The organism is Tropicibacter sp. Alg240-R139, assembly GCF_900537075.1.
Lineage (GTDB): Bacteria > Pseudomonadota > Alphaproteobacteria > Rhodobacterales > Rhodobacteraceae > Falsiruegeria.
Genome location: NZ_UNRA01000001.1, coordinates 596,880 through 621,078, shown reverse-complemented (window position 1 = coordinate 621,078; position 24,199 = coordinate 596,880). Strand labels below are relative to the sequence as shown.

The 24,199-nt window shown below is 58.0% G+C and carries 27 protein-coding genes; 14 read left to right on the top strand and 13 right to left on the bottom strand.

What is annotated here, in order from left to right; all coding sequences use genetic code 11:
* The first annotated feature begins 13 nt into the window (after positions 1-13).
* Both G6R15_RS03095 and G6R15_RS03090 read left to right on the top strand, forming a co-directional pair.
* A complete protein-coding gene (locus G6R15_RS03095; RefSeq protein WP_164658320.1) occupies positions 14-607 on the top strand; it encodes a 2-hydroxychromene-2-carboxylate isomerase in 594 nt (197 codons plus the stop codon).
* Complete coding sequence (locus tag G6R15_RS03090) at positions 607-1,404, top strand: alpha/beta fold hydrolase (protein ID WP_164658319.1); 798 nt, start codon at positions 607-609, stop codon at positions 1,402-1,404. The genes G6R15_RS03095 and G6R15_RS03090 overlap by 1 nt, the downstream gene beginning before the upstream one ends.
* A gap of 130 nt (positions 1,405-1,534) precedes the next feature.
* On the opposite strand, the gene G6R15_RS03085 is transcribed toward G6R15_RS03090, so the two are convergent.
* From G6R15_RS03085 to G6R15_RS03060, 6 genes are all read right to left on the bottom strand, one after another.
* Entirely contained in the window at positions 1,535-2,569 is a 1,035-nt protein-coding gene (locus G6R15_RS03085) for a low specificity L-threonine aldolase (RefSeq protein WP_164658318.1), read from the bottom strand.
* The gene (locus G6R15_RS03080; protein WP_164658317.1) at positions 2,569-3,039 is read right to left on the bottom strand and encodes a YcgN family cysteine cluster protein; all 471 of its coding nucleotides are present in this window, start codon (positions 3,037-3,039) and stop codon (positions 2,569-2,571) included. The genes G6R15_RS03085 and G6R15_RS03080 overlap by 1 nt, the downstream gene beginning before the upstream one ends.
* A complete protein-coding gene (locus G6R15_RS03075; protein ID WP_164658316.1) occupies positions 3,036-3,968 on the bottom strand; it encodes a bifunctional riboflavin kinase/FAD synthetase in 933 nt (310 codons plus the stop codon). Before G6R15_RS03075 ends, G6R15_RS03080 begins: the two co-directional genes overlap by 4 nt.
* A 272-nt stretch (positions 3,969-4,240) precedes the next feature.
* A complete protein-coding gene (locus G6R15_RS03070) occupies positions 4,241-4,684 on the bottom strand; it encodes a MaoC family dehydratase (RefSeq protein WP_085794739.1) in 444 nt (147 codons plus the stop codon).
* A gap of 102 nt (positions 4,685-4,786) precedes the next feature.
* On the bottom strand, positions 4,787-5,662 hold the full coding sequence (locus G6R15_RS03065; protein WP_164658315.1) for a TIGR01459 family HAD-type hydrolase: 876 nt from the start codon (positions 5,660-5,662) through the stop codon (positions 4,787-4,789).
* An 87-nt stretch (positions 5,663-5,749) separates the two neighbouring features.
* Positions 5,750-6,673, bottom strand: a complete 924-nt coding sequence (locus G6R15_RS03060) for a GlxA family transcriptional regulator (protein WP_164658314.1) — start codon at positions 6,671-6,673, stop codon at positions 5,750-5,752.
* Positions 6,674-6,771: 98 nt separating this feature from the next.
* On the opposite strand from G6R15_RS03060, the gene G6R15_RS03055 reads away from it, so the two are divergent.
* Positions 6,772-7,182, top strand: a complete 411-nt coding sequence (locus G6R15_RS03055) for a GFA family protein (RefSeq protein WP_164658313.1) — start codon at positions 6,772-6,774, stop codon at positions 7,180-7,182.
* 105 nt (positions 7,183-7,287) lie between these two features.
* On the opposite strand, the gene G6R15_RS03050 is transcribed toward G6R15_RS03055, so the two are convergent.
* Both G6R15_RS03050 and G6R15_RS03045 read right to left on the bottom strand, forming a co-directional pair.
* The gene (locus tag G6R15_RS03050) at positions 7,288-8,208 is read right to left on the bottom strand and encodes a manganese-dependent inorganic pyrophosphatase (RefSeq protein WP_164658312.1); all 921 of its coding nucleotides are present in this window, start codon (positions 8,206-8,208) and stop codon (positions 7,288-7,290) included.
* A gap of 100 nt (positions 8,209-8,308) precedes the next feature.
* Positions 8,309-9,295: a TraB/GumN family protein gene (locus tag G6R15_RS03045; RefSeq protein WP_164658311.1), complete on the bottom strand. Its 987-nt coding sequence runs from the start codon at positions 9,293-9,295 to the stop codon at positions 8,309-8,311.
* Positions 9,296-9,410: 115 nt separating this feature from the next.
* On the opposite strand from G6R15_RS03045, the gene G6R15_RS03040 reads away from it, so the two are divergent.
* The 7 genes from G6R15_RS03040 to G6R15_RS03010 all read left to right on the top strand — a co-directional run bounded on the left by G6R15_RS03040 (position 9,411) and on the right by G6R15_RS03010 (position 15,625).
* Positions 9,411-10,082, top strand: coding sequence for a DUF2161 domain-containing phosphodiesterase (locus G6R15_RS03040; protein ID WP_164658310.1), 672 nt, complete (start codon positions 9,411-9,413; stop codon positions 10,080-10,082).
* Between the two features lie 154 nt (positions 10,083-10,236).
* Positions 10,237-10,524 (top strand): co-chaperone GroES, encoded by a 288-nt coding sequence (locus G6R15_RS03035; protein ID WP_164658309.1) that lies wholly within the window; start codon positions 10,237-10,239, stop codon positions 10,522-10,524.
* 51 nt (positions 10,525-10,575) lie between these two features.
* Positions 10,576-12,225 (top strand): chaperonin GroEL, encoded by a 1,650-nt coding sequence (gene groL / locus G6R15_RS03030; RefSeq protein WP_164658308.1) that lies wholly within the window; start codon positions 10,576-10,578, stop codon positions 12,223-12,225.
* Positions 12,226-12,305: 80 nt separating this feature from the next.
* A complete protein-coding gene (locus tag G6R15_RS03025; protein WP_164658307.1) occupies positions 12,306-12,773 on the top strand; it encodes a GNAT family N-acetyltransferase in 468 nt (155 codons plus the stop codon).
* 84 nt (positions 12,774-12,857) lie between these two features.
* Positions 12,858-13,667, top strand: a complete 810-nt coding sequence (locus tag G6R15_RS03020; protein ID WP_306432334.1) for a DMT family transporter — start codon at positions 12,858-12,860, stop codon at positions 13,665-13,667.
* A gap of 39 nt (positions 13,668-13,706) precedes the next feature.
* The gene (locus G6R15_RS03015) at positions 13,707-14,477 is read left to right on the top strand and encodes a triacylglycerol lipase (RefSeq protein ID WP_164658305.1); all 771 of its coding nucleotides are present in this window, start codon (positions 13,707-13,709) and stop codon (positions 14,475-14,477) included.
* Entirely contained in the window at positions 14,474-15,625 is a 1,152-nt protein-coding gene (locus G6R15_RS03010) for an alpha-D-ribose 1-methylphosphonate 5-triphosphate diphosphatase (protein ID WP_164658304.1), read from the top strand. The genes G6R15_RS03015 and G6R15_RS03010 overlap by 4 nt, the downstream gene beginning before the upstream one ends.
* A 79-nt stretch (positions 15,626-15,704) precedes the next feature.
* On the opposite strand, the gene G6R15_RS03005 is transcribed toward G6R15_RS03010, so the two are convergent.
* From G6R15_RS03005 to G6R15_RS02995, 3 genes are all read right to left on the bottom strand, one after another.
* The gene (locus G6R15_RS03005) at positions 15,705-16,778 is read right to left on the bottom strand and encodes a 5-(carboxyamino)imidazole ribonucleotide synthase (protein WP_164658303.1); all 1,074 of its coding nucleotides are present in this window, start codon (positions 16,776-16,778) and stop codon (positions 15,705-15,707) included.
* Complete coding sequence (gene purE / locus G6R15_RS03000) at positions 16,771-17,259, bottom strand: 5-(carboxyamino)imidazole ribonucleotide mutase (RefSeq protein ID WP_164658302.1); 489 nt, start codon at positions 17,257-17,259, stop codon at positions 16,771-16,773. Before purE ends, G6R15_RS03005 begins: the two co-directional genes overlap by 8 nt.
* Before the next feature lie 112 nt (positions 17,260-17,371).
* The gene (locus G6R15_RS02995) at positions 17,372-17,596 is read right to left on the bottom strand and encodes a YdcH family protein (RefSeq protein WP_164658301.1); all 225 of its coding nucleotides are present in this window, start codon (positions 17,594-17,596) and stop codon (positions 17,372-17,374) included.
* 164 nt (positions 17,597-17,760) lie between these two features.
* On the opposite strand from G6R15_RS02995, the gene G6R15_RS02990 reads away from it, so the two are divergent.
* The 4 genes from G6R15_RS02990 to G6R15_RS02975 all read left to right on the top strand — a co-directional run bounded on the left by G6R15_RS02990 (position 17,761) and on the right by G6R15_RS02975 (position 20,379).
* On the top strand, positions 17,761-18,174 hold the full coding sequence (locus tag G6R15_RS02990; protein WP_164658300.1) for an Hsp20 family protein: 414 nt from the start codon (positions 17,761-17,763) through the stop codon (positions 18,172-18,174).
* A gap of 3 nt (positions 18,175-18,177) precedes the next feature.
* A complete protein-coding gene (locus G6R15_RS02985; protein ID WP_164658299.1) occupies positions 18,178-18,402 on the top strand; it encodes a DUF1150 family protein in 225 nt (74 codons plus the stop codon).
* A 241-nt stretch (positions 18,403-18,643) separates the two neighbouring features.
* Positions 18,644-19,522, top strand: coding sequence for a PhzF family phenazine biosynthesis protein (locus G6R15_RS02980; protein WP_164658298.1), 879 nt, complete (start codon positions 18,644-18,646; stop codon positions 19,520-19,522).
* The gene (locus G6R15_RS02975; protein ID WP_164658297.1) at positions 19,519-20,379 is read left to right on the top strand and encodes a glycosyltransferase family 10 domain-containing protein; all 861 of its coding nucleotides are present in this window, start codon (positions 19,519-19,521) and stop codon (positions 20,377-20,379) included. Before G6R15_RS02980 ends, G6R15_RS02975 begins: the two co-directional genes overlap by 4 nt.
* A 167-nt stretch (positions 20,380-20,546) precedes the next feature.
* Here the strand turns inward: G6R15_RS02975 and G6R15_RS02970 are convergent, their stop codons facing one another.
* Together G6R15_RS02970 and G6R15_RS02965 are read right to left on the bottom strand one after the other, a co-directional pair.
* The gene (locus tag G6R15_RS02970; protein ID WP_164658296.1) at positions 20,547-22,262 is read right to left on the bottom strand and encodes a bifunctional sulfate adenylyltransferase/adenylylsulfate kinase; all 1,716 of its coding nucleotides are present in this window, start codon (positions 22,260-22,262) and stop codon (positions 20,547-20,549) included.
* Between the two features lie 187 nt (positions 22,263-22,449).
* Positions 22,450-24,147 (bottom strand): adenylate/guanylate cyclase domain-containing protein, encoded by a 1,698-nt coding sequence (locus G6R15_RS02965; protein ID WP_164658295.1) that lies wholly within the window; start codon positions 24,145-24,147, stop codon positions 22,450-22,452.
* Positions 24,148-24,199: the final 52 nt, after the last annotated feature.

Below are 24,199 nucleotides of genomic sequence, written 5' to 3'. Positions count from 1 at the left end.
GGAGAAAATGAACATGGCCCAAATCGACTACTATTTTGCGACACTTTCACCCTATGCCTATCTGGCGGGGGATGGCCTGGAGCAGATAGCCGCCAGACATGGTGCGTCAATCACTTATAAACCCGTCGATATCATGACGCTGTTTGGCCGCACCGGGGGCACACCGCCCAAGGATCGGCATCCCGCGCGGATTGAATACCGGGCACAGGATCTGTTGCGTCGGTCGGCAAACCTGGGCATGGATTTCAATCTCAAGCCCGCCCACTGGCCAACCAATGCGGCCCCGTCGTCGTATGCGATCATTGCGGCCGCCGATGCGGGTGGAGGCGACGTAGGACTGCTAGTGCGCCTGATCCTGCGCGCCTGCTGGGCGGAAGAGAAGGATATTGCCGAAGACGTCGTGGTTCGTGAATGCCTGACTGCGGCCGGGTTTGACCCATCGCTGGCCGACAGCGGTATGCTCGTAGGGGCAGAAACCTATGCTGCCAACCTGGAAGAGGCCGTCAAGCGGGGCGTCTTTGGCTCTCCGTTTTATGTCACCGAAGATGGGCAACGGTTCTGGGGGCAAGACCGTCTGTCGGATCTGGCTACACATCTGAGCCGTTGATGCGCGACCTTACACAACCGATTCACGTGCGTTCTATTGGAAAGGGCGCGCGTGATGTCTTGGCCATTCATTGCACTATCGCGCATTCGGGGGCGTGGAAACGTTTGGCGTCACTGTTAAGTGAAGAGGCCACGTTCCATGCCTTTGACATGCTGTCTCATGGCAAGAGCGCCGATTGGGATGGCCTAGGTGACTTTCAGGACCGCAATGTTGAAGCCGCGCTGACGGTTCTGGAGCGACCAATGGACGTGGTAGGCCATTCCTTTGGGGCCACTGTTGCCTTACGCGTCGCGGTGGAGCGCCCTGATCTGGTTCGAAGCCTTACATTGATCGAACCGGTGTTTTTCGCCGTCGCCTTGCAGGATGCGCCAGATATTGTGGCCGAACACAACCGGATAGCGCAACCATATCAAGAGGCGATGCAGTCTGGCGACTGGCCACTGGCAGCCCGGCTATTCAATCGGATGTGGAGCACAGACGACAGCCCACGCTGGCTTCAGCTGCCCAAGGTGACGCGGGAGGCCATGATCCGAGGCATCCCTGTGGTTCCTGCCTGTGATGCTTCGCTTTTCGACGATCGGGCGGGGCTGTTGGGGCCAGGTGTTCTAGGCGGTTTGAGTCTGCCGGTTCTGCTGCTTCGGGGCAGTCGAACGCAGCCCGTGATTGGTGGGATCAACGATAGCCTTGCACGGCGTATTCCAGCCGCGTTCAATCACATGGTCGAGGGGGCCGGGCACATGTTGCCGATTTCGCACCCCCAAGAGACGGCACAGCATCTTAAGATGTTTTGGGACTGATGGGCGGGAGCGCTCCCGCCCGTCGGGATATGCATCAAAGATGCAAACCCTTCCGTTGGGCCGGGCGCCGCGCTGTGCGCGGCGCGGTGTCGCTTGTGGCTGAAGTGCTCAAAGAACGTGAGGGCAAATTTCAGAGCAGCGACAGAAAGGCGTCGATGTGTTCATCTGAAATCGACCAGTCGCAGACCAGGCGGCAGGCCAGCATCTCTTCGTCGTCGTCCCCGTCTAGTGTTGCCCCCCAGAGGTGGTAAACCGCGCCTGCATTGTGCAGTGCTTTGTGGACCGCGCGCGGGAAGCTGGCAAAGATCATGTTGGCTTGCGGCTCGTGCAGAAAGCTCGCCCCGGCCGCGCGCAGCCCGTCGGTCAGACGCGCGCAATTGGTGTTGGCTTTCCGGGCCGATGTCAGCCACAGATCGTTGTTCAGATAAGCATCCATCTGGGCGGACAAGTACCGGTGTTTGGAGAACAGATGTGCCCCGCGTTTGCGACGCAATTCGAACTCCCAGGCCTTGCTCTCGTCAAAGAACACTACCGCTTCAACGCCCATCAGACCGTTCTTGGTGCCACCGAAACTGACCGCATCTACGCCTGCTTTCCACGTCATCTCGGCGGGTGTGCAATCAAGTGCCACCAGGGCATTGGTGAACCGTGCGCCGTCCAGATGGACGGGCAGCTTGTAGTCCTTGGCGACGGCGCAGAGTGCGCGCAGTTCGTCGAGCGAATAGATCGTGCCGCGCTCGGTCACCTGCGTAATCGACACCGGCCCTCGTTGTGGCCCGTGCACACCGCGTGTCTCTTCGCCCGCGATGCTCTGACGTAGCGCCTGGGGCGTCATCTTTTCACTGCCGGGAACCAGCGTTAGCTTTGCACCGCTGTAGAACTCGGGCGCGTTACATTCGTCCTCGTGGATGTGGGCCGCGGGCGAGCAAAAGATCGTCTGCCAGGGTTCAGACAGTGTCGCCAATGCCAATGAATTGGCGGCGGTACCCGTCGCGACGAGATAGACTGCAGCGCCCGGCGCCTCGAACAACCCACGGATTTTGTCGCGCACGTCGTTCATCAAGGTGTCAGCGCCATAAGCCATCTGATAACCTTCGTTCGCCTGCGCCAGTGCTTCAAGCACTTGGGGGTGAACGGGCCCAGAATTGTCAGAGGCAAAATACATTAGATCGGTTCCTCGATAATGTGGTCTTCCCACTCCTCCTCGGGCGTTTCAAATTCGGATACGGTCCATCCCTGAACCGACACTCCGGCCTTGTGCACGCTGTCGGGATCACCTGATATCAACGGGTGCCACTCGTAAAGAGGTTTTCCTTGCCACAGCAGCCGATAGGCGCAGGTTTGCGGCATCCAATAGGCGTGCGTGTCAAGGTTTTCGGGCTTCAGGACGATGCATTCGGGCACGAACTGGTGGCGGATCGTATATTGCGTGCATTTGCAGGTTTCATCGTCCAGCAGACGGCAGGCAACACGGGTCAGGGCGACCTCGCCGCTGTCTTCGTCTTCCAGCTTGTTCAGGCAGCATTTGCCACACCCGTCACAAAGCGCTTCCCACTCCTTGTTCGACAGCTTGGTCAGCGGCTTGCGTTCCCAGAACCGCTTGGTCAACCCTTTGCGATCTATCGGTTCTCTCATGCGGCGCTCAAGATACTGCGAGCTTGATCACAATCAGCGTCCATCTGTGCGATCAACGCATCCAGCCCGTCGAATTTCAACTCGGGTCGCAGATAATCGACGAGGCCTACTGAAAGGGTCGCCCCATACAAGTCGCCCGAAAAATCGAACAGAAAGGTTTCGATGTTGGGAAACTCGCCGTCGAACATGGGCCGCGTGCCCACTGAAGCCGCGCCGTGATAGCTGCCCGCATGGGGGCCATCCAGAACATCGACCAGAACCGCGTAAACACCGAACTTGGGCGGGTGTAGCCCGTCGATGGACATGTTCGCAGTGGGGTAACCCAACTCGCGACCACGCTGCTCGCCGCCGATCACTTCGCCTTCGATGCGATGCCAATGGCCCAGCATATCGGCAGCATCGCGGGGGCGCCCGTCGGTCAGGGCTTTGCGGATGGCCGTGGATGAGACAATATCCTCGGATCTTTCAAGAAGCGGGGCGATGGTGACGCCAAATCCCATTTCTTGGCCAAATCGTTGCAGATCTTGTGCGGTGCCTTTGCGCCCCTGGCCAAAGCAGAAGTCGGCCCCCACGATCACGTGGCTCAGACCCAGCCCGTCTGCAATGACATTGCGGGCGAACTCTTTGGGCGCAAGGTTCGACAACGAAACGTTGAAATTCAGCTCATAGAGTTTTTCGACACCCAATTTCTCAAGCCGGTGGGCGCGGGCAACCGCGCGCATCAGGCGAAAAGGGGGGGCCGCAGGGGCAAAAAACTCGCGCGGGTGCGGTTCGAATGTCAAAACACCGAGCGGGGCATCTGGTGCCACTTCTCGTGCAAGGTTGATAACCGATTGATGGCCGATATGTACGCCATCGAAATTGCCGATCGCAGCGCAGGCGCCGCGATCCTCTGGTTCGACAAACTGAAAGTCCCGGATGATCCGCATGTGGCTGAGTTAGCGTCATGTCCGATCCGGTGCAAGACCACATGACACGCGCGACGTGCGGGAAGCTCACTTCGACGCATCACGGATACATTCATTCCAGGCGCGACCACCGTGCACCCGCAGGGTGCACGGCCCGGCCCAACGGGAGGGCGTGTATCTTTGATGCATGTCCCGACGGGCGGGAGCTTCCCCTGCTTCTAAGGTCAAACATTTCTATGAAAAGAAAAAGCCGCCCGGTCAGGGCGGCTTGTCATCACAGTCCTAGGGGGAAATCAGTCGAATTTGCGCGACGGTGCAAGTACCATGGCTTCACCAACCAGCACCTTTTTGCCGTCGACCGAGCAGTGGCAGTCCAGTTTCACGCGACGCTTGGACATCTCGATATCCACTACTTTGACCTCGGCGTAGACCATATCACCAGGACGGACCGGAGCCAAAAACTTAAGCGACTGGCCCATGTAGACAGTGCCGTGTCCAGGTAATTGCTCGCCAATCACAGCCGAGATCAGGCCGGCAGTCAGCATCCCATGCGCAATTCGGCCCTCAAAGATCGTGTCGCGAGCATAGTCATCGTCCAAATGCACCGGATTCCGGTCCGTGGACACCTGAGCAAACATCTCGATGTCCTCGTCGGTCACCACTTTGCGCAGGTACCGTGTCATGCCCATTTCGATGTCTTCAATGCAGATCGTTCCGCGAGGCAGATTGTCCAACATGATGTCCTCTTTTCTGATCGGCGCAGCAATAAAACGTCACGCCCCATCTGGATAAGGCAACTTTATTACTTTGCAGGTGCAGAAAATCAAGTCCTTTTTTCGTCAGCGCAAACGCCCGATTGTATAGGTCGGGTTGGATTTTTCCTTGTCCAGATAGGCTGTTAGTGCATCTGCGTCCGGGCTGAAGCCAGTTTTTGTTTCCTGTGCAGCCAGCCCACCTGAGATGAAAAGGGAATCGATCCCTTCACCCATGCTGCCTGCAATGTCCGTCAGGACACCGTCACCGATGGCCAGAATCTCGGAATCAGGGACGTCCTTGCCCAGGCTTGTCAGTCGACGCCGCGCTAGATCATAGATCGGCGGGTGCGGTTTGCCGAAATAGAGGCTTTCGCCCCCCATCTCGGTATAGAGCCGTGCCAGGGCACCTGCACACCATTCACGCACCTCGCCCCGGTCGACCACGATGTCGGGATTGGCGCAGAGCAGTTTCATGCCCTTGGTTTTGGCATAAAGGAAATCGGAACGGTTCACGTCCGGGTCGGCCATCGGATCGAAGGGACCACAACAGACGACGCCTTCGGCCTCTTGCAGCGGCACACGTTCGATTTCGACCGGATTTTCCAGCAGGTGCAGTGGCTCAAAGAACCCGGCGTCCCGCTGCCATTCTCCCATGAAATAGACCCTGTTGCCGACGGTGCCTCGGAACATCGCAGAACGCGCGCTGTCGCCGCTGGTGGCGATGATGTCATAGGCATCATCCGGCACGTTGAACTGACCCAACTGGCTGGCGATACCTGCGCGCGGTTTGGGAGAGTTGGTGACCAGAACGACGATTCCGCCTTTCGCCCGATATTGCTGAAGCGCGGCGACGGCGTCGGGATAAGCGGTCACGCCATTGTGGACGCAGCCCCAAAGGTCGACGAACAACGCTTGGTAGCGGTCTGAAATTTCGGAAAGAGCGGTAATGATCTGAGACATGAAATCGGCCTAATCGTGCAGTGTCTGACAAGGGGTGTATGCCCGACAGCAATGCGTTTGACCATGGCGAGACGTGGAATCACCAATTCAACGGCGAAAACTCTCCAGCGTTTGACCCGCCCGTTTGAGCATCACCCGACGCAGCGCTGTATCGTCGCCATAGCCAACGCGATGCGCGATTTCGCTTTGGGGCAGATCGCTGGTTCGAGCCAGTCGGATGGCCTCTGTTACGCGCAGGGTCTGGGTAAATTCGGTTGGGGTCATCGCCGCCTTTTGTCCGAGGCGTCGGGCGAAGGTCCTGGCGCCCAGCCCCGCTGCTTCCGCCAGTTCTGCCAATTCCACCTGACGCGATATGTTGCGACGCACATAGATCTCGGCACGCTGCAGTTGCGGGTCACCGGCCACCAATGTAGCGATCAAAAGATAGGGCAGCTGGCTGGGGCGGCTGTCGGCCATGGTGAAACGGCGGCAATCCTCGGCCAGGGCGAAGCCGCCAAAATGCTCGATCAGCGCCAGCATCAGGTCGATCTGGGCAAATGCTGCGCCTGCGGTGAACAGATCACCGTCTTGCCAAACGACTTGCGACGGGTCTAGCTGTACCTTTGGAAACAGGGATTTTAGGTAAGGAGCCAGCCACCATGTCGTTGTCACCGTCCGCCCATCCAGCAGCCCGGCAGCCCCTAGCGCAAAACACCCTGAACAGGCACCTGCCAAGGTGACATCGGGACGGGAAAGCGTCGCCAAGCTCTGGCTCAGACGGGCGAAATTCTCTGTAGTCATGGCGCTTCGCAGTTCGCGGGGTGTGGCAAGGCCCAGGCCCGGCAAGATCACCAAGTCTACATTGGGGTTTTGCGTCAGGGCGTCATTTGGTCGGAGCGTCCGGTGCTCAAACAACGGCTGCCCGGCACGCAACACTGCGATCCGATTGGCCGTGTCCAGCATTTCTTGCGCGATTGCCAGGCTAGAGATCTGGCAAGGCGTAGGGTGCAGGATCAGTGTGCGTATAACCATTTGTCCAAATCAGTATGAAAAATGTCGTTAGAGACACTGCTCAAAATTCCTGCAGTTGTCCATAGTCCCTTTGTCAGCACAAATCGGAGACACTAACGATGACACATTCAGGTGGATGCTTTTGCGGCGCAATTCGGTTCGAGGTAACTGGCAAGCCGATGCTCAAGGCGCAATGCTATTGCCGGGCGTGCCAGCATTTCACGGGCGGGGCACCCAACCTGTTCATGGTTCTGCCCAAAGAGGGGTTCACTTACACTCAAGGCAATCCCAGTGCCTACCAACGACCCGACCATCAGGCCCGGGTCACCCGTGAATTCTGCGGTGCGTGTGGCACGCAGCTGACGTCGCGGCGCCCAGGGCTTGATGCGGTGATCCTCAAGATTGGCACTTTGGATGACCCAAGCATCTACAAAGCGCCCAAGATGTCGATCTATGTGGACGAGGCGCAGGCTTTTCACCACATTCCAGACGACTTGCCTACATTCGACGGGTATCCTGGAACGGGGTGAACTTTCTTTTCTTCTTGCCAGAAATATCCCGGAGCGCGAGGCAGAGCCTCGCATAAAAAAAGGCGCCCAACCGGGGCGCCTTCCAAACCGTAACATAGAGACAGATCAGACTTTGAGGTTCGGAATGATCTGTTTCTTGCGGCTCATGACGCCGGGCAGGACAACGGCGTCGCCCTCCACGGCCACACCAAAGCTCTTTTCTGCCACGCCCTTAACCAGATCGTTGGGGACCATCAGAGTGGCCTCTTCGTTCAGGATGTCGACCACAAACAGCAGAACCTGATCCACACCATCTTCTCCCGCAACAGCGGTCATCGACTCCATCAGGGACGCTTTGCGGTCCAACACGACGCCCGGCGCGGTGGTTTCCAGAACCGAGACGCGGAACTTGGTGCTGTCGACTTCGTATTCCTTGCTGTCCATGCGGATCAGTTCGGCATCCGAGAAGGACGAGACATCCGACTTGGCGGCAAACATGTCAGCGGCGTAGGCCGAGACGTCCAGACCCAGATCGGTGGCCAGTTTTTCGGCGACAGCACGGTCGTGATCGGTTGTGGTGGGCGAGCGGAATTCCAGCGTGTCGGACAGGATGCAGGTCAGCGCCGCGCCTTTGATGGCTTCGGGCATCTTGGCGGCATCATCACCCATCAGGTCGATCATGATGGTGGCGGTGCAGGCCAGCTGACGGATCGTGATGTTGATCGGACCCTTGGTTTTCAGGCCGCCGACCAGTGCGTGGTGGTCGATGATCTCTTGCAGGTCTGCGCCATTGATGTTGGCGGGCAGCTCGGCGGGGTTGTTGGTGTCTACCACAACACAGGCCTGACCGTCGGCCACATCTGCGATGATCTCGGGCTTGTCCAGGTTCCAGCGCTCCAGCATGAACGCCGCTTCGGTGTTGGGCTCACCCAGCAAGGCCGGCTTGGCGTCAATGCCTTTGATTTCGTTCAGATACCAAGCCCAGACAATGGGCGAGCCGGTGGAATCCGTGTCGGGGGATTTATGTCCAAATACGAGAGTGGTCATGACTGCGTCCTGCGTTTAACGAATTTTGCGGGCCTTATAGGCCGGGCAGGGGTCGATGTCACGCAACCTGCGACCACCTGCGGCACATGGTCTGACGCGCTTAGAACGATGCCCGCGTCAGCGTGTAACCACGTTTGCTCAGAAGGTTCAGAATTCCGTTGCGCCCTGGCAGATGCGCGGCCCCGACAGCCACCACCAGATTGTTCCCCTTGGTACGTATGATGACCGGCATCCAGGCCTTGTTGCGGCGGTCCAGTAACAGATCATCGAACTGCCGCAAAAGCCGCACTACCTCGGACCGCGAGATGTCGATGTCGCGGTACATGGTCCACTCTTTGATCAACAGCGCCTCGGCCAGGGTTTCGTTGAAATACGCGTTTCGTTGGGTCACGACCTGATCGTCGATGTTCAGACCACTCGCCAGATCCAGTTCAAGCAGTTTGGCCTGATCACGGATTGATTGCTTGGCCAAAGCGCGCATGCCATCCATCGAACGTTCCAGGGACCCGATGGGGATGCGGTTGCGAATGGCCACATCCTCGATCCGATCATCCAGGCCGGAATACGAGGCAAACCCTCGCCCACCACAGCCGCTCTGCGCCAGCGACAGCGACAGGTACCAGGGCTGAATGCGAGCGGTTTGCTCGGGCTCATACCCAAACAGTTCCATTCGTACGCTTAGGTCTGTCCATGCCGATTTGGACATTATCTTTGGCAAAGTCGGCCCCTTTGTGATCAGAAAGAGCGAGCGATTGTCCCGCAGTCGCTGTTCCATCTTTGCCAGTTCAAGTCGTGTCACTTCCAGCAGGACTGCATCCGCCCTTTCGATGACAGGGCGCAAGGTACGCATGATGGATCGCATCCGGCTGTCGCCGGTGTGCTGGGTGCCGATCACATTGATGCGCTGTTTACCTTTGGTGGCGACCCAATGATTGCCATAGGCAAAGGGCACTTTAGTGATCTCTTGCTTTAGGCGCTCTTGGGCCGATGGGGTTAGCCGATCTCTTAGATCTGTGCCTTGGCATTGCGCATTGGCTGCGGATGCAAAAGTCAGGCCGAACAAGACAAAGACAAACAAGCGCAGCATTGGGTGCACCTTCAATCAAGACATTTCAATCGACTGTAGGCAGAAGTGCGGACGAGACAAGTGCTAGCGGCGAAAGGCGATTGTGGAGGGTGAGGGCTGTCCCTAGAATGAAACAATGGAGCGCGAACAGGAACTCTATCCATCGGTCAAGGCGCTGCTCGAAGAGCAGGGGTATGAGGTCAAGGGCGAGGTCGGTGCCGCCGACGTCATGGCCTGTCGCGGCGATGAACCTCCGGTCATTGTCGAGCTGAAACTGCGGTTTTCGCTTAGCCTGTTTCACCAGGCGATCACGCGGTTGTCAGTGACGGATCTGGTTTACATAGCTGTAGCAAGACCTACCGGCAGGACTGCGCGGCGCGCACTAAAGGATAATCTGTCGATGTGCCGCCGTCTTGGCTTGGGCATGATCACCGTTCGCGCTGATGGTCGGGCCGAGGTACATTGCGATCCGGGGCCATATGCGCCACGCAAATCCAAGAAGCGGGCCGAACGTCTTTTACGCGAATTCAATCGCCTCGAGGGGGACCCAAATGCCGGAGGGGCCACGCGGCACGGTATCGTCACGGCCTATCGGCAGGATGCATTGCGCTGTGCGGCCTACCTGGCGGAATGTGGGGCGGCCAAAGGATCAATCGTCGCCAAATCTACTGGGGTGGCCAAGGCGACAACCCTCATGAGGGACAATCACTACGGTTGGTTCGAAAAGGTTGAAACTGGCGTTTACGCGCTTACCTCGCAAGGGTCCGAAGGCCTCGTCCACTGGGCCTACAGCTGGGAAGCGGACTAATTTTGCAAAAAATCTGACCGTAGACGTTGACTCGGAAAATTACTGTGCATAGCTATGCGTCGTTAGCACTCAACTAAGATGAGTGATAACGGCTCGACGCTAGGGAGCGCCGGAGCCGTAAAGAAACGAACTTTGAGCTTAAGGAGCTGCAAAGATGGCATTGAAACCGCTTCATGACCGGGTACTGGTTCGCCGTACCGAAAGCGAAGAAAAAACTTCGGGCGGCCTGATCATCCCCGAATCCGCAAAAGAAAAGCCCAGCGAAGGCGTTGTTGTGTCGACCGGCGAAGGCGCACGCAAAGACAGCGGCGAGCTGATCGCGATGGCCGTTTCGGCTGGCGACAAAATCCTGTTCGGCAAATGGTCGGGCACCGAGGTTCAGGTCGACGGCGAAGAGCTGCTGATGATGAAAGAAAGCGACATCATGGGGATCATCGAGTAAGCTAACCGGCTTCTCTGACCCCATTCCAAGACTTTTCAAGGAGAAAAGAACATGGCTGCTAAGGACGTCAAATTCGACACCGATGCCCGTAACCGTATGCTGGCTGGCGTGAACATCCTCGCCGACGCCGTCAAAGTGACCCTGGGCCCTAAAGGCCGCAACGTTGTTCTGGACAAATCGTTCGGCGCACCGCGCATCACCAAAGACGGTGTATCTGTTGCCAAAGAGATCGAGCTGGAAGACAAGTTCGAGAACATGGGCGCACAGATGGTGAAAGAAGTTGCTTCGCGCACCAATGACGAAGCAGGCGACGGCACCACCACTGCTACCGTTCTGGCCCAGGCGATCGTTCGCGAAGGCCTGAAGCAGGTTGCTGCTGGTCTGAACCCGATGGACCTGAAGCGCGGCATCGACCTGGCGACCTCGAAAGTGGTTGAAGGCATCGTTGCATCGGCTCGCGAAGTCAAAGACAGCGACGAAGTTGCACAAGTCGGCACCATCTCGTCCAATGGCGAAGCAGCAATCGGCCAGCAAATCGCAGACGCGATGCAAAAAGTTGGCAACGAAGGCGTCATCACCGTTGAAGAGAACAAAGGTCTGGAAACTCAGACTGATGTTGTCGAAGGCATGCAGTTCGACCGCGGCTACCTGTCGCCTTACTTCGTGACCAACGCTGACAAGATGATCGCAGATCTCGAAGACTGCATGATCCTGTTGCACGAGAAAAAACTTTCGTCGCTGCAGCCGATGGTTCCGCTGCTCGAGCAGGTGATCCAGTCGCAGAAGCCTCTGCTGATCATCGCCGAAGACGTCGAAGGCGAAGCGCTGGCAACTCTGGTTGTCAACAAACTGCGCGGCGGCCTGAAAATTGCTGCTGTCAAAGCACCTGGTTTCGGCGATCGCCGCAAAGCGATGCTGCAGGACCTGGCAATTCTGACCGGCGGTCAGGTGATCTCGGAAGATCTGGGCATGAAGCTCGAGTCCGTGACCATGGACATGCTGGGCACCGCCAAGAAAGTCGAAATCACCAAAGACGAAACCACCATCGTCGACGGTGCTGGCGAAAAAGCCGAGATCGAAGCCCGTGTTGGCCAGATCCGCGCTCAGATCGAGGAAACCTCGTCGGACTACGACCGTGAGAAGCTGCAAGAGCGCGTTGCCAAACTGGCAGGCGGTGTTGCTGTTATCCGCGTCGGCGGCATGACCGAAGTTGAAGTCAAAGAGCGTAAAGACCGCGTTGACGATGCACTGAACGCGACCCGCGCTGCGGTTCAAGAAGGTGTTATCGTTGGTGGTGGTGTTGCTCTGGTTCAGGCCGGTAAAGCACTTGCCGATCTGGAAGGCGCCAACTCTGACCAGAACGCTGGTATCGTGATCGTGCGTAAAGCAATCGAAGCGCCTCTGCGCCAGATCGCTGAAAACGCAGGCGTTGACGGTGCAGTTGTTGCCGGCAAAGTCCGCGAAAGCGACGACCCTGCATTCGGCTTTAACGCACAGACCGAAGAATATGGCGACATGTTCTCGTTCGGCGTCATCGACCCGGCCAAAGTGGTTCGTACCGCTCTGGAAGATGCTGCATCGGTTGCTGGTCTGCTGATCACCACCGAAGCCATGGTTGCCGACAAGCCCGCCAAAGAAGGCGCGGCCGGTGGCGGTATGCCCGACATGGGCGGCATGGGCGGCATGGGCGGCATGATGTAATCTGCCAAGCCTTTGTGCTAAAAGAAGGGGTCGCCACTAGGCGGCCCCTTTTTTGTATCTAGTATCAAGGTCTTACCGTAATGCCACCGCTGTCTTCCGCTGCCTTCCCCCAACATGTTGATTCGCTGCTGCGCGCTGCGTTTGAAGGTGAGGATGAGGCCGCGCTGGTCCATGCCCTGCGCGCGGACCGGGACGTGGCTGCAGAGTTAACAATCACCGAAGACGACAAACTTGTGGGCTATGCAGCCTTGTCATGGATGAAACGCCCATCTGGCTGGGTGTGTCTTGCGCCCGTCGCTGTCGAGCCATCTGTGCAAAGGCGCGGTATCGGTGGAAAACTGATGAAAGCGGTACAGAATTGGCTTAGCGAGCGCGACCTGACAGCTGTTGTTCTGGGCGATCCGAGCTATTATGGCAAACGAGGGTTTTCGTCTGCGCGGGCGCAAAACCTGACTTCACCCTACCCGGTGGAACACACGCTTTTGGCAGGCCCTGGCAAAGATGCGCCAAAAGAGACGCTTGTTTACCCGCCTGCATTCGGGGCGTGATCTCCTGAAACAGTTTTTGGTATTCCCCACAGCCCACTCGCGGTAAGGCAGGGTATGCGTCTGTTTCTGCTTACCTCCCTAACCATGGTTGCTTTTGCCTCCAATTCCATACTCAACCGGTTTGCGGTGGACAGCGGTTCCATCGATCCAGGCAGTTTTGCCATCGTTCGGGTCATCGCCGGAGCGGTGACGCTGATGGTTCTGGTTTTGTTGAAGCGGGGACGGATGGAGTTTTTGTCCGGCAGGCGGCTGGTCGGTGGCGGGTCGTTGTCGCTCTATCTGGTTGGCTTTTCGCTGGCTTATCTGACGCTGGATGCGGGTGTCGGGGCGCTCATTCTGTTCGGCGTTGTGCAAATGACGATGTTTTTGGTGACAGCGCTGACCGGAACGCCCCCATCTGCGCGACAGTTGACCGGAGCAGGGGTTGCCTTTGCCGGTTTGGCGTGGGTGCTATGGCCGAGCGAAGGAGCTTTGGTCGATATCACGGGTGCTGCTTTGATGATGGCGGCGGGTGTCGGATGGGGCTTTTACACGCTTGTCGGTCGACAAGAGCGTGATGCCCTGTCGGGAACGGCGGCCAATTTCGTAGTGGCCTTGCCTATCACGATGACCTGCATCCTGATTGTTCTGGACGTGCGGGAACTGACCATGGAAGGGATTTTGTTGGCCGTCATCTGCGGTGCGGTGACCTCTGGCCTGGGATACGCGCTGTGGTATCGGGTTTTGCCGAACCTGGCTGCAGCCGTGGCTGGAACCGTGCAACTCAGCGTGCCCATCATTGCCTTGCTGTCTGGTGCACTTTTGTTAGGCGAAGCAATGTCTGTCGATCTTGTGTTCGGAGCCGCGCTGGTTCTGGGCGGGATTACGCTGGCTAGCACCAAACGTAAAAAGTGATCCACTTTTCCCGCATGTCGATACAGGGTATGGAAAAACATGCGCAAATTAATTTTGATCCTTCTAATGTGGCCGCTGCCCGCTGCGGCGGATTGTGTGGTCCTATTGCATGGGTTGGCCAGAACCGAGGCATCGTTGAGTGTGATGGAAGAGGTTTTGGACCTCTACGAATACGACACCGTGCGGCCGGGATACCCCTCAACTGATCTACCTATTCCTGATCTGGCGGCGCAGACCATACCAGCGGCTGTTGCGCAATGTGGCGATCAAACGGTCCATTTCGTAACCCATTCGATGGGTGGCATTCTGGTACGCTATTGGTTTCAGATGCACAAACCCAAGAACCTTGGCCAGGTGGTGATGTTGAGCCCGCCCAACCAAGGCAGCGAATTGGTGGATGAACTGGGCGCCTACGAGGTGTTTGGCATGTTGAACGGCCCTGCGGGGCTTGCGCTTGGGACCGGCATGGAAAGCGTGCCACGCAGCCTGGGGCCGGTAGATTTCCCGTTGGGTATCATCGCTGGAACCAATTCGCTCAACCCGTTGTTCTCGTCGATCATCCCCGGCCCGGATGATGGTAAGGTGTCGGTCACCTCGACACGGGTGAAGGGAATGGCGGATCACATCCAGCTGCCAGTGACGCACACCTTTATGATGAACAATCCACTCGTGATTGCGCAGACCATCCATTTTCTACGGTTCGGACGGTTTGACCCGGACCTTACCTGGATTGACTCAGTGCTTGGCCCCATCGAGCAGGTGTGCGAGGGACTGGGTTGTGAAATCCCCAAATCCATGAGCACGCGATGACCCCACTTGAGCTGACCCTGACTGGCGCCCACGTTTTGATGCCGGATGCCAGGTTGAGCGATGGGTCCTTGAGCATCGGCGACGGCATTATTCAGGCGACGGAACAGGGGCGTCAGATCGACCTGTCTGGCTATCTGGTGCTGCCTGGGATCGTGGATCTGCACGGGGATGGGTTTGAACGCCACCTGGCGCCACGTCGCGGGGCGATGAAGCAGATGGACGAGGGCGTGATCTCGGCTGAGGCGGAGTTTGCTGCCAACGGAATCACCACTGCCGTGATGGCGCAGTTTTTCAGCTGGGAGGGGGGACTGCGCGCGCCAGAGTATGCGGCGCAGGTGTTTCAGGCGATGAAGGCCGTGAAAAACCGTACAGCGACAGATCTGATCCCGCAATTACGGTTCGAGACGCATATGCTGGACGACTACGAGGGGCTGGCTGAACGGGTGAGCGACTGGGACGTGCCCTATGTCGTGTTCAATGATCACCTGCCACATGACCGGCTGGCGGCAGGAAAAAAGCCTCCTCGTTTGACAGGGCAGGCTCTCAAGGCGGGGCGAAACCCGGATTTGCATTGGCAGATGTTGAAAGACATGCATGCGCGCGCAGAAGTCGTGCCTGCCGCGGTGGCCGCTTTGGCGGCGGACCTGGCGGCACGCGGGGTTCGTTTGGGCAGCCATGACGATCGGACTGCCCAGGACCGAGAAACTTGGAAAGCGCGCGGCGTATCGATCTGCGAATTCCCCGAAACGGCCGAAGCGGCTGAGGCTGCGAGGGCAGCGGGCGATCCGGTCATTCTGGGGTCACCCAATGTGGTGCGTGGCGGATCGCACAAGGGCAATGCCTCGGCTGTCGATCTGATTGCTATGGGGCTGTGCGATGCATTGGCATCAGATTATCATTACCCCAGCCCACGTCGCGCGGCGGTGATGTTGGGCAAGTCGGGTGTGCTGGATTTTGGCGACGCCTGGGAGCTTGTGTCCTCGGGGCCAGCGCGTGTATTGGGCCTGTCTGATCGCGGCCGATTGAAGCCGGGACTGCGCGCGGATCTGGTAATTTTGGAAGCAGACAACCACCGCGTGGCTGCGACCCTGTCAGGCGGGGTGGTGAGCTACATGAGTGGGGATGTCACCACGCGTTTTGTAAGCTAGGCTGCGCGCCCCCTCAGGCCCCGTTGGGGCCATCGGTGACGCGCCCGGAAAATCGGGGATTTCCCGGCACCGCATCGTTTCAATTGTTGCGTTGGACCCGGTTGACGTGGCCCATCTTTCGACCCGCCTTGGTTTCGGCCTTTCCGTAGAGATGGATCGCCGTGTCGCGTTCTTTGGCCAGCTCGGATATGCGGTCCACGTCGTGGCCAATCAGGTTCTCCATCACCACGTCAGAATGCCGTTGACCGTCCCCGAGGGACCAACCCACGACCGCACGGATATGCTGCTCGAATTGATCTACTGTGCATCCGTTCTGCGTCCAATGGCCGGAATTGTGTACGCGTGGAGCAATTTCGTTCACGATCATCCCTTGGGACGTCACGAAGAGTTCCACGCCCATGACACCAACATAATCCAGTGCGTTGAGGATATTGGCGGCCAGCAAAACCGCGTCCATACGCTGCGCTGCGTTCAGCCGTGCAGGCACGGTGGTGGTGTGAAGGATGCCGTCGCGATGCACGTTCTCGCCAGGATCGAAGCAGGCGACCTCTCCGGTCGTTCCCCGTGCGGCGATCACAGACACCTCGTGACTGAAGTCGACAAATCCTTCGAGGATCGCGGGTGCGCCTGCAATATCTGCCAGTGCGTTCTCAGTGTCATCAGGTGACATCAGGCGCGACTGGCCTTTGCCGTCATAACCAAAGCGGCGTGTTTTGAGGATCGCGGGTGCTCCGATTTCGGCAATCGCGGCATTCAGGCTATCGAGATCGGTTATGTCAGAGTGGGGGGCGGTTTTAAGGCCCAGCCCTTGCAGGAACGCCTTTTCCGTCAGCCGATCTTGGCTTACGCGTAGCGTTTCGCGGCCTGGGCGGATGGGTTTGTGTGCTTCAAGCAGGTCCAAGGCTTCGGTGGGGATGTTTTCGAACTCATAGGTGATGACATCGACCGCATCAGCAAAGCGCTTGAGCGCCTCGGTATCCTCGTAGGCCGCGGTAGTCACTTGATCTGCGACATGGCCTGCGGGCGGGTTGGAACCGGGCTCGAACACATGCGTCTTGAACCCCAGTCGAGAGGCCGCGACCGAGAGCATGCGGCCCAGCTGACCGCCGCCAAGGATGCCAATGGTGGCGCCGGGAGAAAGGGCTTCAGTCATCGCTTGGTACCTCAGGGATCGAGGCCGACAGATCGTCGCGCCATTTGTCGAGACGGGCGGCGAGTTCTGGGTTACCGATCGCAAGGATACCGGCCGCCATCAAGCCGCCGTTTGCCGCGCCTGCGGCACCGATGGCCATGGTGGCAACCGGAAAGCCCTTGGGCATCTGTACGATGGAGTAAAGCGAGTCGACACCCGAGAGCGCGCGGGTCTGAACCGGAATGCCGATCACCGGCACGCGGGTTTTCGACGCCATCATGCCTGGCAGGTGCGCGGCGCCGCCGGCACCAGCGATGATCACATGCAAGCCACGATCTACGGCTGTCTTACCATAGTCCCACAGGCGATCCGGTGTTCTGTGCGCAGACACGATCCGGGTTTCATAGGCAACGCCCAATTCGTCCAGAATATCCGCTGCCCCTTTCATCGTGGGCCAGTCCGATTGGCTGCCCATAATGATCCCAACTTTGATCTCGCTCATTCGATCCGCCCCTGCTTGCGAAAGAGCGCGCACTATAGCCAAATCACCTTGTTAAGCAATGTGGCGGAGAATGGTTTGTCAGAGGTGTTTCGTCGCGGTGGCAACCGACCATTTAGGCAATGATATCTGGCGTCAGGCGGTCTTCGATGAGGGAAATCATGTCCTTGACCCGCAGCTTCTGCTTTTTCAGGCGCTTGATGGTGAACTGATCGCCTGTACCGCGTTCGACAAGGGCCATAATAGCCTCGTCCAGATCCCGATGTTGCCGCTTGAAGACTTCCAACTCCACCTGAAGGACGTCGTCTGTTTTCATCGATAGATCTGTGGGAGCATTCATATAGCGACTCGGGTATTGGAGGTCTTTGCGAACCTAAGATACGCGTTCACGATGTTTTCGCCTAGACCTTGTTATGGGGGAATTTTTTTCCCATATTTGACAGGCGCGGTTGCCGAATCCGGGACCGTGCACACCGTCGCTTTGACAATAAAGGACGATAAGACGTGTCAAAACTTACTCTTGGCTCATACCCGCATATGCTTGGGTTCGAGCAGTTGGAACGCCTTCTGGAACGCTCGGCGAAGTCGGGCAACGAAGGGTATCCGCCGTATAACATCGAACAGACCTCGGATTTTTCCTATCGCATCACACTGGCAGTGGCCGGATTTGCCGAGGAAGACCTGTCGATCACCATCGAAGACCGCCAACTGGTGATCCGGGGGCGGCAAAACGACGACAGCGAAGGGCGGGTGTTCCTGCACCGGGGCATCGCTGCGCGCCAGTTTCAGCGCATGTTTGTGCTGGCCGACGGAGTCGAGGTCGGCGAGGCGGTGATGGAAAACGGGCTGCTCCATGTGGATCTGACGCGGGCGCGCCCAGAAACTGTGGTGCAAAAGATCAATATAAAGAAAGGGTAAGCGATGGAAACGCCATATGATTTCAACGAAGACAGCGGCCGTATCGTCTATGTAAAAACCGTAGTGGTGGCAGACTTGCCTGACCAGATCCGAGCCGAGGCCGGGGATCACGAACAGCTTTATGCGGTGCACGACGAAGAAGGGCAGCAACTGGCCTTGGTCGCGGATCGAAAGCTGGCGTTCATGCTGGCGCGTGAGCACGATTTCGCGCCGGTTGCAGTGCATTAGGCGATACGTGTGATCAAGCATCGAGATTGATGGATGGCGCAGCGATTGGCTGCGCCTTTTGCGTATCCAGCATCCCGTAGGGCTGATCAATGGGTTTCAGTTGCACAGGCAGTTGGTCAGATGCACAGGTAGTTAGAATGTGACATCCAGACGTTTTGAGGTGACACTATGAGCCTGAGCTACTACCTCCGCGAGTAACAAGGGGCTGTTTGGTCCGGACCGCGCCAACAGGAGGCCGAAGATGAGCTGGTATGAATTTGACTGGGTGGATGCTTTCACTGATCAGGCCTTTGGCGGAAACGGCTGTGCCGTGGTGCATGGAGGTGCTCACCTGGCCGAGGACATCTGCACGGCCTATGTGCGCGAGACCTCTCTGGTGGAATGTACCTTTATCGGTCCGTCTGAAGTGGCGGATGTGAAAGTGCGCTATTTCCTGGCCAGCCGTGAAATTCCCTTTGCTGGACACCCGACGATTGCCACGGTTGCCGCGATGCGGTCCCGCGGGCTGATCGAGGGTGATGAACTGGTGCTCGAAACAGGCGCGGGGCTGGTGCCGGTCCGTCTGAACGGGGACGAGATCGAGATGACGCAGGTGGCGCCGCAATTCGGGGACACCTTACCGATCGAGATGGTCGCGCGAACCGTTTCTTTGCCGCCCGCATCAATTGTCGCGCAGCCGCAGATAGTATCGACTGGCCTGCCGTTCTGCATCACGGTGCTGAGGGACCATGATGCGGTGAAACAGGCAAAGCTAAATGTGGACGCGATGCGGGACATGGCGGCGAGCCAGGGGAACGCAGGCACCGACATGCTCGAGCCATTTCTGGTCACCTTGCAGGGCGCGACCGAGGTGGGTGACACCTTCTCGCGCCTGTTGCTGGCTCCGCCCAATCCGCCCGAGGATCCCTTTACCGGCTCGGCCACTGGCGCAATGGCCGCCTATCTGTGGCGTCAGGGGTTGATGGAGAAAGAAACCTTCACTGCCGAGCAGGGTCACGGTATGGGGCGTCCAGGTCAGGCCACCGTAACGCGGGTGGGCACGCCTGATGACATCATCGGGGTTAAGGTTGCCGGGCAGGGGTTTGTCCTGATGCGCGGTCAGGTGGATCTGCCGGAATGAGTGAGGCGGCCATCGCAATTCTACCCTACGGCATGGGGCTTGGGCCCAAGCTGTCGACGGTGCTGGTGACTGAGCTTCTGTGGCCGCTTGGCTGTCCCGAACGGTTGAACGGCAAGACAGTGGGAGATCTCTTGCCCACGGATCACTTGATTGTTTATCCCAAGACGGCGACGCATTTCCGGCTTCGGCGCGGAACACATGCTCAAATTTCCCTGGTGATGGGCGAGCCTTCGGTCATTCACGCCAAGCATCTGAAACTTCTACGTTTGACTTGGCGGCGATTTTTTCGGGTACTGACGTTTCATGACAGCCTGTTGGCGAACATCCCAAACGCCCAGTTCTTTGCGTTTGGCACCACTTGGGTGCCAGATTGGAAAAAGCTACCGCTCAACAAAACGGCCATGTGTTCATTGATTGCATCGGCCAAACGCGACAGCACGGGGCATAAGTTGCGCCACGCTATCGTCGATTGGATCCGAGACACCAATCAGGACGTCCAGATCATGGGGCGCGGATATACCCCATTTGAACACAAAGCAGACGGGTTGGCGCCCTACCGCTACTCGGTCGTGATAGAGAACGTGCAAGAGGACAACTACTTCTCGGAAAAACTGCTGGATGCGGTGTTCTGTAATACGGTGCCGATCTATTGGGGCTGTCCGAACATCGAACGCTTTGTTGACCCCACCGGTATCATCCGCTGCAACTCAGAGACCGAAGTGCGTGACGCTGTGGCGGCGATGTCTGTCGAAGATTTCGAAAGCCGTCTGCCGGATCTGAAACGTTTGCAAACCGAATTGGACCCATTTGCCGATTTGGAACTGCGCGCCGCGCAGGCTATCCGGGACGCTCTTTAGGTAACGGAACGGTGCGGCCAATTTCTGGGACAGAAATTGAGACAGAAACTTTGAAAGTTTCTGGCCCCGTTTCACTCTCGCCGTCAAAATTTGACAGTCGGGGAGTGGTTGGGGAGCGTGAAAAGGCCCACCTTACGGCAGGCCTTTTCAGAGTTCAGCACTGATGATCAGGCCGAAACCAAACCCATGCTTTCCAGTTTCAGCAAAACCTGGTGGGCGCAATTGTCGACTTCGACGTTCTCGGTTTCAACGCTCAGTTCGGGTTTTTCCGGTACGTCATAGGGGTCGGAAATCCCGGTGAATTCCTTGATCTTGCCTTCGCGCGCCAGCTTGTACAGCCCCTTGCGGTCACGGCGCTCGCATTCCTCAATTGATGTTGCGACGTGAACCTCGACAAAGGCGCCAAAGGCTTCGACGTCTTCTCGCACGGCGCGGCGTGTCGTTGAATAGGGTGCAATCGGCGCGCAGATGGCGATGCCGCCATTCTTGGTGATCTCGGATGCCACGTAACCGATCCGGCGGATGTTGAGATCGCGGTGCTCTTTCGAAAACCCCAGCTCCGAGCTGAGGTTTTTACGCACGATGTCACCATCCAGCAGTGTCACCGGACGACCACCCATCTCCATCAGCTTGACCATCAGAGCGTTGGCGATGGTCGACTTGCCAGAGCCGGAGAAGCCGGTGAAGAAGACCGTAAAGCCCTGCTTCGAGCGCGGCGGACGGGTCTTGCGCAGCTCTGTCACCACTTCAGGGAATGAGAACCACTCGGGGATTTCCAGACCCTCTTGTAGACGACGGCGCAGTTCGGTGCCGCTGATGTTCAGGATGGTGACGTCATCTTTGTCAGCGATCTCGTCATTGGGTTCGTACTGGGCGCGTTCCTGCACATAGACCATGTGTTTGAAGTCGACCATTTCGACGCCGATCTCGTTCTGGTACTCGCGGAACAGATCTTGGGCGTCATAAGGGCCATAGAAATCCTCGCCCGCCGAGTTCTTGCCTGGTCCGGCGTGATCGCGGCCTACGATAAAATGCGTGCAGCCGTGGTTGGCCCGGATCAGACCGTGCCAGACGGCTTCGCGTGGACCAGCCATGCGCATGGCCAGATTCAGCAGGCTCATCGACGTGGTGGCAGCCGGATATTTGTCCAGCACCGCTTCGTAGCAGCGCACGCGGGTAAAGTGGTCGACATCACCGGGTTTAGTCATGCCTACGACTGGGTGGATCAATAGATTGGCCTGCGCCTCTTTCGCGGCGCGGAAGGTCAGTTCCTGATGTGCCCGGTGCAGCGGGTTGCGGGTTTGGAACGCAACCACACGGCGCCAACCCACTTTGCGAAAGAACGCGCGCAGCTCGTTCGGGGTGTCGCGGCGGGCGCGGAAGTCATAGTGTACAGGCTGCTGAATGCCAGTCACCGGGCCGCCCAAATAGATGGGGCCCGCGGTGTTGTGCAGATAGTTGACGGCTGGGTGCGCGTCGTCGTCAGCACCAAACACTTTTTCAGCCTCGCGCGCCTTGTTGGGCGTCCAGCGGTCGCTGATGGTCATGGTGCCCAGGATCACGCCTTCTTGGTCGCGCAGGGCGATGTCCTCGCCAACCTCAAGCGAGGCTGCGAAGTCTTCGGATACGTCAAGCGTGACTGGCATCGGCCAGAGCGAACCGTCGGCGAGACGCATGTTCTCGACAACGCCGTTATAATCTTCTTCGCTGAGGAACCCCTTAAGCGGGTTGAAGCCGCCGTTCATCAGCAGTTCCAGATCACAGATCTGGCGCGGGGTCAGGTCCCAGCTTTTTAGGTCAGCCGCTTCAATCTTGAGTTTCTGAGCGGAATCGTAGGAGACGTATAATTCTGGAATCGGGGCCAGATTGCTGAGCATCGTCATTGAAATTCTCTCTTTGAGTCCTGTTCGGATGTGTGAATGCCTCAAGAACGGGGACTATCCCCGTGTTGTGGGTAAAGTCCATAAGTCCAACCCAAACAAAGGACGGTGTGTGATGGAAACGCACAAAACGGGAAGAATTCGGGCTGTAAGCGTTTGAACCCGGATGGGCGTTTGGTGGAACGGTGGCTTAGTGGGGGGATGTCGTTTGTTCGCTGCTCAAATCTGGCAGGTCTTCCAGTCCAACGGCGCGTTTGACTGGCAGGGCGCGCAGGGGTTCAGGCACACCGCGCAGATCAAAATCCCGCAATTCCAGAGCAGAGGTGTCAACGCCAGCTTCGTGCAGAACGGCCTCGGACACCAGCAGTTCGACTCCCAGTTCTTTCGTTTGCCCCTCCAGTCGGCTGGCGGCATTGACCGTGTCGCCGATGATCGTACGCGGCGCATGTCCTGCCGAGCCGATCTCTCCCAGAACCAGATTACCCAGATGCACACCGATGCCGATCCGAACGTGCGGGTCGCCTTCGGTGTCCAGCGTTTGGTTGAACTCTTCCAGCGCGCGGCCGACTTGGGCCGCGGCTTTCAACGCCGCTTTGGCCGAGCTTGGCGTGTCTGAGGTTTCAAATACGGCCAACAACCCGTCTCCCAGGTATTTGTCCACGCTACCACCCGCCTGGATGATGGACGGAACAATCGCGTCAAAGAACCGGTTGAGTAGGAACACGACGTCATAGGGAAGCTGCCCGGTGGTGCGGGCGGTAAAGCCACGCATGTCCAGAAACAGGATCGCAAGTTGGCGTTCCTGCCCTTGGCTTTTATGGGCCCGGTTGCGTTGCCCGTCAGGGCGAAACACCCGAAACACCGTCGCGGGGTTGGTCGGACGGATTTGACAGGCCAGCCGTGTGTTGGGAGAGGCTTTGACAGCCCTCAGGCTGCGAGATTCTGCCTCGGACGGCGGTTCGAGCAAGTCGATCCCTTCTTCGACCACAACGCGGCAGGTGGTGCAGCGCCCCTTTCCACCACACAAAGCGGTGTGCGGGACGCCGTTCGCCTGGGACATTTCCAGCAGTGTCATGCCCTTTTCCGAAGTGACTCGAGGCCCGTGTACATATGATATGCGCACCGACCGGCGGCGCGCCAGAAGCTTGCGACCCAGGTAAACGGCCGCGGTCAGGCCCAGCAACGACCAGAACACTAGCATGCTTTGCTCTGTCACGACAAAGAGCGCCTGAAACGTCTCGCGCGTGGGCCAGTTGAAATACTCCATGTACTCGGGGCGCAGGTCGTTATCGATGAAGATATCGTACATCCGACGCCCTTCGGTCAGCACACCGGCAAGACCAAAGGCGGGCACCAGAACCGCCGCGCCAATCAGATACGGGCTCATCTTTCGCCAGAGCGGATGCAGACGTAGCCAGAAATGCAGGCCAATGCAGCCGTGAACCCAGACGACCAGCATCAGCCCGCTTTGTTTCCAGATCGAAGAAGATGGCCACATCAGAATGATGAGGTAACTCATCTCGTCGTTTACGTCGAAAACTGTGTTGGCGTACCGCGTCTGAACCAGATGCGCGATCAGCTGTAGGGGAATCACCAGGCCCAGGAAAACCTGCAACGCTTCACTAAGGGGCATCCGCAGGGTCCGACGCCCGGCCACTTTGGTCAATGCCAGGGCGCCATGTAGTGTCAGCGCGGTATAAAGGATGCCGCTGCCCACCGGGTTGCGGATTATCCCGCGCATGACGTCTTCCATCTCGTCCATCAGGTCGGCCGAGATCAGGCCCATGCCAATGTTGATGAAGTGAAAGAAGGCGTAGATGAACAGGATCAGGCCGGTGACGATCCGGGTCCGTGTCTGCCAATTTCCACGCCACAGTGCGCTTGCCAAGGGATCCTCCGGTTGATCTGCATGTATCGTAGATACTTGCGGAGCCTGGAAC